The 13,171-nt window shown below is 40.1% G+C and carries 14 protein-coding genes, 1 rRNA gene and 1 pseudogene; 9 read left to right on the forward strand and 7 right to left on the reverse strand.

What is annotated here, in order from left to right; translation table 11 throughout:
- Positions 1 to 205 precede the first annotated feature (205 nt).
- A 5S ribosomal RNA gene (rrf, locus tag I6F66_RS13520) occupies positions 206 to 320 on the forward strand.
- Positions 321 to 734: 414 nt separating this feature from the next.
- Here rrf and I6F66_RS13525 read toward each other — a convergent pair.
- Positions 735 to 1,070, reverse strand: a pseudogene (locus I6F66_RS13525) (sugar O-acetyltransferase); the annotation flags it as partial.
- A 145-nt stretch (positions 1,071 to 1,215) separates the two neighbouring features.
- On the opposite strand from I6F66_RS13525, the gene I6F66_RS13530 reads away from it, so the two are divergent.
- Positions 1,216 to 1,809 (forward strand): hypothetical protein, encoded by a 594-nt coding sequence (locus I6F66_RS13530; RefSeq protein ID WP_197142722.1) that lies wholly within the window; start codon positions 1,216 to 1,218, stop codon positions 1,807 to 1,809.
- A 2-nt stretch (positions 1,810 to 1,811) separates the two neighbouring features.
- On the opposite strand, the gene I6F66_RS13535 is transcribed toward I6F66_RS13530, so the two are convergent.
- On the reverse strand, positions 1,812 to 2,192 hold the full coding sequence (locus tag I6F66_RS13535; protein WP_165741122.1) for a hypothetical protein: 381 nt from the start codon (positions 2,190 to 2,192) through the stop codon (positions 1,812 to 1,814).
- 99 nt (positions 2,193 to 2,291) lie between these two features.
- Between I6F66_RS13535 and I6F66_RS13540 the strand changes: the two genes are divergently transcribed.
- Positions 2,292 to 2,732: a TerB family tellurite resistance protein gene (locus tag I6F66_RS13540; protein ID WP_165741123.1), complete on the forward strand. Its 441-nt coding sequence runs from the start codon at positions 2,292 to 2,294 to the stop codon at positions 2,730 to 2,732.
- A 26-nt stretch (positions 2,733 to 2,758) separates the two neighbouring features.
- On the opposite strand, the gene I6F66_RS13545 is transcribed toward I6F66_RS13540, so the two are convergent.
- Positions 2,759 to 3,325 (reverse strand): NADPH-dependent FMN reductase, encoded by a 567-nt coding sequence (locus tag I6F66_RS13545; protein ID WP_165741124.1) that lies wholly within the window; start codon positions 3,323 to 3,325, stop codon positions 2,759 to 2,761.
- Positions 3,326 to 3,444: 119 nt separating this feature from the next.
- On the opposite strand from I6F66_RS13545, the gene I6F66_RS13550 reads away from it, so the two are divergent.
- The gene (locus I6F66_RS13550) at positions 3,445 to 4,344 is read left to right on the forward strand and encodes a LysR family transcriptional regulator (protein ID WP_165741125.1); all 900 of its coding nucleotides are present in this window, start codon (positions 3,445 to 3,447) and stop codon (positions 4,342 to 4,344) included.
- Between the two features lie 32 nt (positions 4,345 to 4,376).
- On the opposite strand, the gene norR is transcribed toward I6F66_RS13550, so the two are convergent.
- Positions 4,377 to 5,933 (reverse strand): nitric oxide reductase transcriptional regulator NorR, encoded by a 1,557-nt coding sequence (norR, locus tag I6F66_RS13555; RefSeq protein WP_008138686.1) that lies wholly within the window; start codon positions 5,931 to 5,933, stop codon positions 4,377 to 4,379.
- 160 nt (positions 5,934 to 6,093) lie between these two features.
- Between norR and I6F66_RS13560 the strand changes: the two genes are divergently transcribed.
- Genes I6F66_RS13560 through hmpA form a run of 3 tightly spaced genes read left to right on the forward strand, consistent with a single transcriptional unit; the run spans position 6,094 to position 8,797 of the window.
- Complete coding sequence (locus I6F66_RS13560) at positions 6,094 to 6,363, forward strand: hypothetical protein (protein ID WP_007584928.1); 270 nt, start codon at positions 6,094 to 6,096, stop codon at positions 6,361 to 6,363.
- A complete protein-coding gene (locus I6F66_RS13565; RefSeq protein WP_165741126.1) occupies positions 6,363 to 7,595 on the forward strand; it encodes an NnrS family protein in 1,233 nt (410 codons plus the stop codon). The genes I6F66_RS13560 and I6F66_RS13565 overlap by 1 nt, the downstream gene beginning before the upstream one ends.
- A gap of 20 nt (positions 7,596 to 7,615) precedes the next feature.
- Positions 7,616 to 8,797, forward strand: a complete 1,182-nt coding sequence (gene hmpA, locus I6F66_RS13570; protein WP_165729063.1) for an NO-inducible flavohemoprotein — start codon at positions 7,616 to 7,618, stop codon at positions 8,795 to 8,797.
- A gap of 80 nt (positions 8,798 to 8,877) precedes the next feature.
- Here the strand turns inward: hmpA and I6F66_RS13575 are convergent, their stop codons facing one another.
- From I6F66_RS13575 to I6F66_RS13585, 3 genes are all read right to left on the reverse strand, one after another.
- Positions 8,878 to 9,249 (reverse strand): hypothetical protein, encoded by a 372-nt coding sequence (locus I6F66_RS13575; RefSeq protein ID WP_002959634.1) that lies wholly within the window; start codon positions 9,247 to 9,249, stop codon positions 8,878 to 8,880.
- Entirely contained in the window at positions 9,249 to 10,853 is a 1,605-nt protein-coding gene (locus I6F66_RS13580; RefSeq protein ID WP_165741424.1) for a S41 family peptidase, read from the reverse strand. The genes I6F66_RS13575 and I6F66_RS13580 overlap by 1 nt, the downstream gene beginning before the upstream one ends.
- Before the next feature lie 99 nt (positions 10,854 to 10,952).
- Positions 10,953 to 11,606, reverse strand: a complete 654-nt coding sequence (locus I6F66_RS13585; RefSeq protein WP_029751433.1) for an endonuclease — start codon at positions 11,604 to 11,606, stop codon at positions 10,953 to 10,955.
- A 231-nt stretch (positions 11,607 to 11,837) separates the two neighbouring features.
- Here I6F66_RS13585 and I6F66_RS13590 point away from each other — a divergent pair, with 231 nt between their 5' ends.
- Positions 11,838 to 12,806 carry a DnaJ C-terminal domain-containing protein gene (locus I6F66_RS13590; protein ID WP_007584935.1) on the forward strand — a complete coding sequence of 323 codons (969 nt, stop codon included), beginning with the start codon at positions 11,838 to 11,840 and terminating at the stop codon, positions 12,804 to 12,806.
- Positions 12,806 to 13,126: a chaperone modulator CbpM gene (locus I6F66_RS13595; RefSeq protein WP_007584937.1), complete on the forward strand. Its 321-nt coding sequence runs from the start codon at positions 12,806 to 12,808 to the stop codon at positions 13,124 to 13,126. The genes I6F66_RS13590 and I6F66_RS13595 overlap by 1 nt, the downstream gene beginning before the upstream one ends.
- Positions 13,127 to 13,171: the final 45 nt, after the last annotated feature.

Below are 13,171 nucleotides of genomic sequence, written 5' to 3' on the forward strand. Positions count from 1 at the left end.
AAGTGGTGTGAGCCATTAAGCTAACTTGTACTAATTACCCGTGAGGCTTAACCATACAACGCCAAACGCGTTTTATGTGATAGTGAAACACGCGAAGAAGTTAATATAACTAAAGTAGATATTACTTAGAAAGACTTAAAAAATATTATCAGATATTTTCCAAATTCAGTTAGTGCGTAGCGATACGGATTAACGCCCAAATTTGCTTGGTGACAATAGCGTTTTGGACCCACCTGACTCCATGCCGAACTCAGTAGTGAAACGAAACAGCGCCGATGATAGTGTAGCATTTGCTATGTGAAAGTAGGACATTACCAGGCTTCAAATTGTAGAAAGCCCGAATCTAACGATTCGGGCTTTTTTACGTCTGAAGAAAAGTAAAATGCGTGCAATTAATGCGCACTCACATCAACACCTAGCCCGCAGGGCGGGCAAGCATAGCGACTCCCGACGTTAAAATCACAACAAGAATCCTCAATACCCCAGTCGGCCAATAAATTAGCATTTGCTACGTGACTTTCTACTGCTGTGGGCACTATGACATTACACAAGCTTCACATTGTAGAAAGCCCGAATCTAACGATTCGGGCTTTTTTATGCTTGTAGAAAAAGTGATTCAGGTATTCCTCTATAGCGGAGTGTCTCTTAGTGAATAATTCACTTAATTTAACGAGTTAAAGTGCTCGCTGATGCGAGCGTAGCGACTCCCAACGTTAAAATCACATCGAGAATAACTACAGTGTTCTTATTTCACGATCTGGATTATCCGCTACTGGGGTATTAGGCATTACATTTTTAGTAACGACAGCACCCGCACCCACAATACTGTTTTCACCAATACTCACACCCTCTAAAATAATTACACCTGTGCCAACCCATGCGTTATTGGCTAACGCGATAGGCGCTGCAAAGTTTTCTTACTAAGCCTTTTTGCTGGATTAGTAGCATGTGACACAGCTAAAAGCTGAACTTTCGGGCCAATTAAGCAGGCATCACAAATGGTGATTAAATAATTGGCCAGTGGCTAGTTGAGGTGTGTAATTAATATTTATAAAAGTAGGATTGTTAATGAAGGCTGAGATATTTAGTCGTTAATCGCTATTTAGTAGTTTTACCTAGTTGTCTTGTTCTAAATTTTATATAGATACTTCTAATAAAGTACTTAAGAAAACTGTACTATTACAGGTGTTTTAAAATAACTATAACGAGAAACATATGAAATTATTAACTGCAGCAACCTTAATAGTTGCTTCATCGACAGCTTTTGCACGCCCTGCACCGTTAGTGTCTATTCCTACTCATAATGCCTTTTTTAATAGTATTGCAGCGCATTGCGGTAAAGCTTTTGAAGGTGAAGTAGCGGTAGATAACGCGAAAGGGCCAAGCTCATTTACAGATAAAAAGCTGGTTATGCATGTACGTAAATGTAGCGAGACTGAGTTACAAGTGCCGTTTCATGTAGGAGACGATGCATCACGTACGTGGATCATAACTAAAACGGGGAGTGGCTTAAGTTTAAAGCACGATCATCGTCATAAAGATGGAACTGACGACGCATCAACCATGTATGGTGGCCATACGCTTGATGCAGGGTCTGCGCAAATACAGTCGTTTCCAGCAGACCAATACTCTAAAGAGTTATTTGTAAAACAAGGCATTGCACAGTCTGTAGGTAATACATGGCAAATGTATATTTACCCAGAAGTATTTACTTATCGATTAATTCGCCAAGGACGTGAGTTTAAGGTGGATTTTGATTTAACGAAACCGATTACTCCACCATCAGCACCTTGGGGTTATAAAGACTAAGGTTACTTACCCTTGTTTGTATCTTCTTTAGTTTCGCATTGTAGTAAAACATTTAAGGCTGGTTGGTAGGCTCGTGGTTTAGTTGGAAAGCGTTCGTATTCTTGCACGCCTTCTAGGACCTTTAACATAAAGGTTCTGCCACGACATAACCTATCTGCATGGCGCAGTAAAAACATACTTTGATTAGCGAAGTGTTTGTAATCGTCTGACTGTATTTCTATTTTATAGTTGTCTTCGCCAATTTTAGTTTGGTAGTAATGTACTTTATTATCAAAGTCGTATGATTTTTCTTTTTCGACAGTTTCGGCAAATACAGTGCCGACGCTCGAAAGGGCCACCAATGCGCTGCCAATAACTAAGCGTGGTGTATTTAATCCTTTCATAAAAATGTATCCTTTAATTTGCGAACTTAATACCCATTAACTACTCATACAAGTTCGATTTCTTTATCTTTAGTCTAACACCCAAAAAGGGATAATGTGATGTTCAAACAAATAAAGCAGCTTTTTGCTGTATTCGATGATCAGGAACCTAGTATAAAGCAGCATGATTTAAAAACAGCAGTTGCGGCATTGCTTATAGAGGTTATGCGTGCTGATACTAAGCTTGACCATAATGAACAACAAACCCTGACTGTAACCTTAAAAAAATACTTTAATTTAACAGATTCAGAAGTTGAAGAGCTAACCACTAACGCAGCAAGTAGTTTAGAAGGCGCTATTGACTACTTTCAGTTTTCAAAACAAATTAATGAGCATTGTAGTGCAGTTCAGCGCATTGAAATAATAGAACTACTATGGCGCTTGGCCTATGCTGATGGCGAAATAGATCCGCAAGAAGACTATGTAATACGTAAAGTAGCTGGGCTTTTATATGTAACGCATACAGACTTTATCGCCGCAAAAATAGCGGCGACAAAGTAATTAGTTATTTGGTAAGGCGTACTAAATTATTTTAATTTACTTGCTACGCTTACTAACTGATGAGCAAGTGCTGATACTTTTTCAGCTGTAACAGGTTCATTAATTTGGCCATTTTCATCAAGCAACGTGTGTACAGCGGGTATTGCAAGTTGATCTGCAAGTACTAACGACCCAATACCACTTAATATATCACGTACATGATTTAAACCGCGTAACCCGCCAAGCCCGCCTGGGGATGCTGAAAATAAAGCGACTACTTTATTGCGAAAAGCTGGAACCGCACCTTGCTCTGTACGTGAGGCCCAATCAATAGCATTTTTAAGTGCAGCGGTAATGGAACCGTTGTACTCAGGACTTGCTAGTAAAATACCATCAGCTGCACGTAGTTTATCTTTTAAAAGCTGTACATCGCTTGGTGTACCTTGCGCTTCAATATCTTCGTTAAATAGTGGGATGTTTAATTCGTTTAGTTTTATTACTTCTACTTCAGCACCTGTTTGTAGAGCAAAACGTGCTGCCTCATTAATAATTTTTTGATTAAAGCTTTCTTGTCGAAGACTTCCTGCTAGGGCGATAATTTTTGGTGCTGACATGCTAGTGACCTTTTAGTGTTTAAACTTACAACGCTAATGTAGCAAAATTTTGCTTGTAGAAAACCCCAATAAACGCAACACTTGTGTGCGTAAATGCACATAAGTATAAGGTAAGCAGAATGGCGATTAAATTTGAAGATTGGCAAGACGTTAAAGTGGCGTTTGAAGTGGCGCGTTTAGGTACGTTAACGGCGGCCGCAGAAGAGCTTAATGTGCACCACAGCACAGTGCTTAGACGAATTAATAATCTTGAAAAAAACTTAAATGCACGGCTTTTTCATCGCCATGCCCGTGGTTACAAGGTTACTGAAATTGGCACCAAGTTATTTGCAACGGCGCAAACTATTCATAGCTCCTTAGAGCAGTTACATAACGATATAGCAGCAGCCGATAGCACCCTTAGAGGGAGTTTATTACTAACGACGGTAAGTGGTTTTATGGATGTACTTGGTGATGTATGTGAGCAATTTCAGGCGCTACATCCGCAAGTGCAGTTAGAAGTTATTTTAGAACAAAAAAGGTTAAGGCTCGATCACGGACAAGCGCATATTGCAGTGCGTGCAGGCCCAAGACCTGATGAGGGCGATTATATTGCTCAGCATTTGGCGCAGCTTTCGTCTGGCTTGTATGCTAATAAGCGTTACATTAATAAGTACGGCATGCCTAAATTATTAAGTGATTTACAGCAACATAATTTTGTATCGGGTGTAGCGGGTTTTAATGCCCGCGTGCCTTATTTTGCATGGGCTGATGAACATATTCCTGCATCGCAAATTAAGCTGCGAGTATCTGAAACCGCAGAAGCGACTCGTGCAATAATTAAAGGGCTAGGCATTGGCGGATTACAGCATGACGTAGCGGCGCAATATTCTGATTTAGTACCTATATTACACAGTGAGTTAAGCTGGCCTACCGATGTATGGTTAGTCACGCATCACCTAGTACATCGCACTGCTAAAGTACAAGCTTTTGCAGGGTTGTTAAAAACACACTTTAGTAAGTTAGCTGCTAATCAATAGTTTTAGCAGCATTTTAGCTGTGTTTTAAATGATTATAGTGTTTTTTTTACTTCTATGCCTAGGCGTTTAGCCAAGCGTACTAAGTTAGCTCTATCTAATTCAAGTACTCTTGCTGCTGCTGACCAGTTGTAGTTATGCTTCTTTAATTGCTCGGTAATTACGTTGTATTGCAACGATTCTACAGCTTGCTTTAAAGGTTGGTTGATCAAGGTGTTGGTTGTACTTTGGCTTGCTACTAGAGAGTTTTGTGGCGCACTTGGGGTTAAATCACAGTGCTCGCTTGTAATGGTTATTATTGGATTTTGCCATTGGCTTTGTTTTGCTTTTAGGGCGCTGCGGCTAATGACATGTTCAAGCTCGCGAACGTTACCTGGCCAGTTGTACTGATTAAGCAGTACTTGCGCTTCAGGGCTTAGTTTTAATTGTTTTATCCCTAATTTACGGGCTGTTTGCTCAATAAAATAACCAGCTAAGAGTGTTATGTCGTGCTCGCGTTTACTAAGTGGTGGCACAGTAATAGGGTAGACACTGAGGCGATGGTATAAATCGGCTCTAAAGCGACCTTGAGCTACTTCTTCTTTTAAGTTTCTGTTGGTTGCAGCAACGACGCGTACATCTACGTACTTTGGCGTGTCTTCCCCTACCGTTTGTATTTCGCCACTTTGTAGCACTCGTAATAGTTTACTTTGCATGGCCAGGGGCAGTTCGCCTATTTCATCTAAAAATAACGTGCCGCCATCAGCTAATTGAAATTTACCCTGGCGCGAATTTTGTGCGCCTGTAAAAGCCCCTTTCGCATGACCAAAAAATTCACTTTCAGCAAGGTTCTCAGGAAGTGATGCACAATTTAAGTGAATAAGCGGTTGATCTTTTCGAGCTGAATTTAAGTGAATATTACGCGCTACAAGCTCTTTCCCTACCCCTGTTTCACCTAATATAAGCACGCTAAAGTTAGATGCTGCAACGAGTTTAATTTCGTTTTTAAGTGTTTGCATTAGCGGACTTTGACCAATAATTTCACCGCCGTCCCGTGTTAACGCTTCACGATTTAGTTCTTGCACTAATGCACTTGAGTGCTGTGCATGCTGTTTGTAATGGGCAAGCTCTAAAGCTGTTTTAAAGTGCGCACTACACAGCGTTTGTAAGGTATTGAGTGTATCAGCGCTTATGCTGTTAAATGCATTGGCGTTAAGGCTATCAAACGTAAGTACGCCAAGTAGTGCGTTTTTATCATAAAGGGGTAAACCTAAACATGCATGTACCGGTATGTCGCCGGTTTTAGCTAATAGCAATCCGTCGTATGGATCGGGTAGTGGGCAGTCGTGCGCAAATTGTAGCGCGAGTGTGCTTTTGCAAATAGCTTCTAGGCGAGGGTGCTCTACTATTTTAAATCGTCTGCCAAGGCTGTCGGACATTAACCCTTTAATTGCCAGTGGTTTTAATTGCTCGCCCTGAAGCACTAATAACGCACTTGCATCACTAGGAATCACCCGCTCAACCGTTGCTAGTAATTGATCAAAACTATGCTCGTGCAGTGTACTTTGAGCAAGCTCTAGAGCAACTTGGGTAAGGTTGAATTGCTGGTTCATGTCAAAATGACCTGTTTGTGTTTTTGTGAGTTAATTTATAGTAGGTCATAAAGACTCATAGTGTAAAGTGATTTAATTTAACTTATTGAATTTAAATGAATAAAATTATTGGCACAGTATGTGTAATAGCTAAGTAACGTAGTTAGTTACAGAGATCGCCATGAACACACTAATGCTGAATAATTTAAATAATCAAACACAGTTTAGTTCACTATACGAAACAGTATTATTTGCTGCCAATACTGCATTAGCTGTGAGTTTAGTGTGTATTACGGCAAGTATTTTAATTAGCTACCCGTTTGCTGAGTACTTTTCCATGGCGGTGCAAGTATCAGCTCATATTGGCACTATTGTTATTGCTGCTATTTTAAAAGTAAGTTACGTACTGCGCTGTGTTGCACAACATGGTTTAGGGCAAGAGGTACGATAATGCGCCCTATAAACTTAACTGAGCCAATGCCAGCCCGCGTTGCTATTCATCAAGTATCTCAATGGCCATTATGGATGCTCGCTTTTAGACCTTTCTTTTTAGGCGGTGGCTTATTGGCATTTTTTTCGGTGGGGTATTGGCTACTTATTTTAACAGGCCATGCAAGTTGGCACTCATCGATACCTGCGACATTATGGCACGCGCACGAAATGCTGTTTGGCTTTGCAGGAGTTGTAGCTGTTGGCTTTTTACTTACCGCTGCACAAACATGGACAGGCGTACCGAGCATAAGTGGGAAAGCCCTTATGTGGCTTACGTTTATATGGCTTGCAGCGCGCTTAGCCTTTTTTGTGATATTGCCTGATATTGCTCATTTTAATTTATATGCTGCACTTACATTACAAGTTATTTGGTGGCTAGGCGCCATAGCAGTACTGGCTAATATGTTATTAAAAGCCAATAGCAAAAGTAACTATCCGTTTTTAGCTATTTTAGCTGTGCTTTGTGGGCTCAATGTATTGTATTTAATACTTGTTTTAAAACAAAACATGCAGCTTGCACTTGGTGTGGTTGATACCGCAGTACTGGTCATTACTTTACTAGTTGGCATTGTTGCGGGTCGCGTTTTACCATTTTTTACCGCTAAAGGTCTAGGTTTAACCGCACAAGTTCGCACTCCTAAAATAGATAAAGCGGTGATGTATTTATCTATTTTGGCTATCACTTTATTTTTCATCAACAAGTTGTTTTTGAACACGATTAATCCTGCGTTAGTTGTTGCAACTGTTGCTGCGCTTCACCTGGTCAGGGCAGGTTTTTGGTGGGATAGCAAGGTATTGAGAGTGCCGTTGTTATGGTCTTTACATTTTTCCTACTTAGCGTTAGGCGTAGGGTTAATGATGGTTGCATTTAGCTTTTATAGCAGTGCAATACAATTTAAAGATGCGCTGCACTTAATCACTATTGGCACAATAGGTATGATGATTTTAGCAATGATGACGCGTGTATCACATGGTCATACAGGGCGGACACTCGCTATTCCTCATTACATGGCTGTTGCTTTTGCGTTTTTGCTTGTGGCCGCTATTACTCGTTCATTACTCCCTTTTATTATTGGGCCTCACCTTGCTTGGCAAATAAGTGCTTTGCTGTGGTTAGTGGCTTTTTCATTATTTTTAATTCACTGCACACCTATATTAACGCGGCGTCGTGTTGATGGGCGTCGTGGTTAGTTCATCCATAGGAAACACATATGTTATCTGATAAAACCATTGAGATTGTAAAAAGCACAGTTCCGTTATTAGCGCAGGCGGGTACGGTTGTTACCGATCATTTTTATAAGCGTTTATTTAGCCATAATCCTGAGCTTAAAAATATTTTTAATATGGCGAATCAAGATACAGGTCGTCAGCAATTTGCACTTTTTAATGCATTGGCTGCGTATGCACAAAATATTGATAATTTAGCCGTATTAAAAGAAGCGCTAACACGTATTAATCATAAGCATACAAGCTTGAATATTTTACCTGAGCATTACCCTATTGTAGGTGCGCATTTAATTGGTACTTTAAAAGAGCTTATTCCTGAGCAATTTACTCCCGATGTTGAATACGCTTGGCGCGAAGCTTACGGCGTACTTGCTGATATTTGTATAACCGAAGAAGCTGCTTTGTATGAGCACAGTAAAAATAAACACGGTGGTTGGGCGGGAACTCGCCAATTTGAAATAACCAACAAACAGGCTGAATCAGAACTAGTAACGAGCTTTACACTTACGCCAGTTGATGGCGAAGCTGTTATTACACATAAACCAGGGCAGTATTTAGGTATTAAAGTTAAGCCAGAGGGCGCTGAATATGAAGAAATTCGCCAGTATTCTATTTCGCAAAAAAGTAACGCTAAAAACTACCGTATTAGTGTTAAAAAAGAGCTACAGCCAAAGCCTGGCATGGTGTCTAATTATTTACACTCATTAGAGCAAGGCACTATTGTTGAGTTATACCCGCCGGCAGGAGACTTCTTTTTACGCAATAACACAAACCCAGCGGTACTCATTTCAGCAGGTGTTGGGCAAACGCCAATGCTGGCTATGCTTGAAACGTTATTAAGTGACAACTCTAATCAAGAGATTATGTATTTACATGCCTGCGAAAATACTCAGCAGCATTCGTTTTCAAAATATTTAAATGAGTTAAATGCAGTTTATAACCGTTTACAAACAATGACGTGGTTTAACCAAGCGACAGAGGGCGCTGACTTTACTGGGTTAATGAACCTAAACGCAGTACAAGCACAGCTACCATTGAGTAATGGTGACTTTTACTTATGTGGTCCTGCCGGTTTTATGGCATTTATAAAAAACCAGTTACTTGAATTAGGTGTTAAAAACGAGCAGATTCATTATGAAGTGTTTGGTCCGCATCAAGACTTGTAATAACGCTTTAAAATAGAAAAAGGCGCGCAGCGATATGCTGCGCGCCTTTTTTATTAATTTATAAACATTAATAAAGTGCCTTATAACTCTTTACAGGTAACACCTTCAAGTACTGTAGTAAGCTCTTTTTTAGGATAGTAAAGCTCGCATTGGTTATTACGTAGTTGCAAAATAAACTTCTCAGATTTTATATTATGCGCGCCCATAATTACTCTGCCATCAGACCCTTTACTCATTGCATGATCAATTAGCAGTTCGCTACGTTTAGTAAATACCGAATCGGCAAGTGTTACTAATGTGCCTCCCTTAGCTTGTTGAATTGCCTGTTGTAGTGTTGTAATAACGCTGGGATTAACGCTCGTTAATATAGCGGGTTTAGCAGGCTCACTATCTACACTTTGGCATCCGCCTAAAGCGAGCAAGGTGGCTAATGGGAGTAATAATTTAGCCATTACCTTTCCTCACCCAGCGTTGGCCAAGTTAAGTCCATATTACGCTGGGTAAATTGTACCGGCATATTTAAAGGAATGAGAGATTCACGAGAGCTTGAAAAATTAGCTGGTTCTGCTTTTGCAGCAGCCGTTCTAACTGGACAACTGCCATTTTCAACATGAAATAATGCGGTGGCTAAAACGGCCTCGTCACTGTCGCCTAACTGATGATCAAAGTCGTCCTCAATTTCACAACCTTGAACATCAGCATCAAATTGTGGAGTAGGGGTTGGTGTAAAACCCGCAGCGTATTCGCCAAATCCTTTGCTATTTACGCCACTAAACTGAATAGTGTAATAGGTTGTTGCGCAGTTATGAGTTGGGGTAAAGCCATAGGGCTTACCGCAGGTTGTGTCGCCAATTAAAATAACTTCTGCGTCTATACCTTTTAAACCATTAATAAAAGCTTCTGATGCCGAACAGGTGCCTGATGTGCTTAATACATAAACCTTTGATAGGTTTAAATCAGGTAGGTTTTCACCTGTGCTAAAAAAAGTAGAGTAATCTATTTCTTCATCAATAAATGGAAAAGGCGAATCAACAGGTTGTTTATCGTTTTGTTGAGTTTGATAATAAAAGCGGTTGTTAACGTTGGCATTACCGGCAACCATATAAGCTAATTGTGCCGACAGTGCTAATAAACCACCACCGTTATATCTAAAGTCGATTACAAGCTCATCAATACCATCGGTTTTAAACTTATTTACCGCATCAATAAGTCCTTCTTGGGCAATGCTTATATGGCTATTAAATTGCATGTAACCCACGCTTGAACCATTTGCGGTTGTAATCGTTTTAACATTTTGAACAGGTGTTTGTTCAATATTACCAGCGGTTACATTAAATGTTTTTTCGGCACCATCGTTACTGCGTACAACAATAGTATGTGAGTCGCCGTTAGTAGGACTAAATAAACCTTCGTTAAGCGTATCTACACCCGACTCTGTATTGGTATTAATGCTAACACCGTCAACTGAAAGTACAGTATCACCACGTTGAAAGCCTATTTGGCTTGCAGGTGAATCATCTTCAAGATAAGCGACGCGTAAAATACGGTCGGCTGTATCGCCAATAAACGCCCAATTTATACCGTAACCAGAAGTAACGCCCGATTGCGCTTCTTGAAAGTAATCTTCAGTAGGTTCTGAAAAATGAAAGTTATCTTTTTTTGCCCCTGAGTCGGTAAGCTGCTCTGTTTTTAATTGAGCGAAGTAATCGGCTACTGTTGTAAAGCTTTCAGGGTCGTTATCGGCAATCTCATCATACCAAAGGTAGGTTTCGTCGCTCCAAGAGCGAAGCCAGAGCTTTTCATAAAGGGCAGAACCCGCTTGATCTGGGTAGGGGTTGTTGTTATTAAAGGGATCGTTATCCGTACGAGGGGTTTCGCAAAAGTTTTTTAAATCGTTAGAGGGCTCAAATACCGCCGCTGTCCATGTTGGGCTGCTACTAACAGGTGTTGTAACTACAGGAGCAGAGTCGATACCGCCTCCGCCGCCACAACCCGTTAAAGCAAAGCCCGAAAGTGCTGCAAAAATGGCAAGCGAGGTTTTATTATTTTTAAACATAGTTAAGGACTTTCTGTAAATAAGTTGTTTAAAATATTACAACACTCGCTCGTTTATTCAACATTTATAACTTTGATTTATGTAAATGAGTGTTAAAGCTTAGAGCTTGCTCGCACTACTTGTATCTGCAAATGCTTGCTTTTTCCACGCATTAAATAACTTTTGCTGTTTATCAGAGATTTTTAAACCGTATGTTTTCTGCATGTAAGCGTAAGTGTCGGCTATACGTTTACGTGCATAGACAGGCGGTTCAACTACACGTTGCTTAAAGTTTACTTTTACTTCGCAGCGACCATACTGTGTGGCGTTTTCGCTAAGCATGCCAAAACGATAATTAGAGCGATCGGCATTAATTTCGCCAATAGCTGGCGCTAAGTTATTTATATCAGCTTCCATTTTTCTAAATTTAGCACTTACTTTACGGCAGTTTTTACGTCCGCCATCTTGCCAACATTGTAGCTGATGACCAAATTCCCACGCCGGAACAATATGTTCCCATTCAATACGTAGTGCTCGTACATTTACTTTGCCTGAGCGGGTAAGTGTATTTCGAGGAATGTAACCACAGTTAGAAGGATCAGGAATGAGTTTTTTGCCTTCTTTTTTAATATCACAACCGCAGTAAATACTTTTGGCGTTGTCAGGGAGGGTTTTAATTAAATGTCTTTTAGCCGTTGAAAAACGGGTAAATTGTTCGGCAGATACCGAAAAACACACACAACAAGCCAGTAAGGCCAGAATAAATCGAGTCATATCCATCACAAATGTGAACTACAGGAACAGGCAGTTTAAAGCCTTGAAGATAAAAGATAAAGTTAACTTAAGGCCTGCACTTATATTACTAAAAAGTGTCCGATTAATTTTTTATTCAAAGTTATTTTCACTATTCATTTATTTCTTACTATTTATCGTATTTTAACCACACAAGATTATACGTTAAGGAGTATGCTTAAAGCTTACTCAATATGGGGATTTGGATTGCAAATGAAATTTGTTGATTATTATGCAGTGCTCGGAATATCGCCTGATGCAGACGATAAAGCGGTTAAAGTAGCTTATAAAAAATTAGCCAGAAAATATCACCCAGATGTAAGCAAAGAGCCTCAAGCAGAAGATAAGTTTAAAGAAATAGCAGAAGCTTACGAAGTCATTCATAACAAAGAAGAACGCACTAAATACGACGAGTTACGTCGTCATCAACAAAATCGTGCTCGTCAACAGCAAGGTAATTATGGTGGTAACAATGCCTCATCGCAAAGTAATTATCAGCAAAGCGATCCTCAAACCGATCAAGAGTTTTCTGATTTTGTTAATTCAATGTTTGGCGGCGCCGGTGGATTCAATCGTTCCGGGCAGAGCAGAAGTAACGCCGCTCGCGCGCAAAAAGGACAAGATGTGGAAATAGAGTTCCCGATTTTTCTTGAAGAGACTTTAGTTGATACCGTTAAGCCTGTTGAGTTTATGTTACCGCAGCGAGATAGTAGTGGTCGTGTCTCTGAAATTAAAAAATCACTTAAAGTGAAAATTCCCGCAGGCTCAGTAAATGGCGAACGAATTCGACTAAAAGGGCAAGGCGGATTAGGGTCAGCGAACGGGCAAAATGGCGACTTGTACTTACAAATTAGTTTAGTGCCCCACCCATTATTTGATGTTGAAGGTCATAACCTAAATATAGTCGTCCCTCTTGCACCATGGGAAGCGGCTCTTGGTACAAAAATAAATTTACCTACGTTGGCAGGCAAAATCCAATTAACTATTCCATCTAATAGTCAGTCTGGCCAACGCTTGCGTATTAAAGGCAAGGGATTAATGAGTAAAAAAGCCAAAGGTGATTTATTTGCTGTGCTTAAAATTGTTAATCCAACATCTGTTGATGATACCAGTAAAAAACTGTGGGAAGAATTAGCCGAAAAAGCTCACTTTGATCCCCGTAATAACTGGAGCAAGCCATAATGCAAATTATCGTGACACAAAAAGATGATTTACTTACTAGCAAAGAGCTATGTTTGAGTAGTGATATTAGCGAAGCAATTTTATATGAGCTAGTTGAGCACAATATTGCGGTTCCAATTGAGGGGAAGCATGTTACGCAGTGGCAATTTACGGTATCTGCAGTGACCTTAGTTAAAAAAGCGGCCCGTATTCAACATGACTTTTCGTTAGATTGGTCGGCAATAGCTTTAGTTTTACAATTGCTGGATGAGCGTGATGAGTTGATTTTCGAAAACGAAATGTTAAAGCGACATTTGAGTCGATTTAAACACTTGGAATAAAATCTGCCCTTGGGTACTTCCTAGGGCTTATTTACTCTTTGGTGA

It is taken from the genome of Pseudoalteromonas sp. NZS100_1, from assembly GCF_015864285.1.
GTDB classification, from domain to species: domain Bacteria; phylum Pseudomonadota; class Gammaproteobacteria; order Enterobacterales; family Alteromonadaceae; genus Pseudoalteromonas; species Pseudoalteromonas arctica.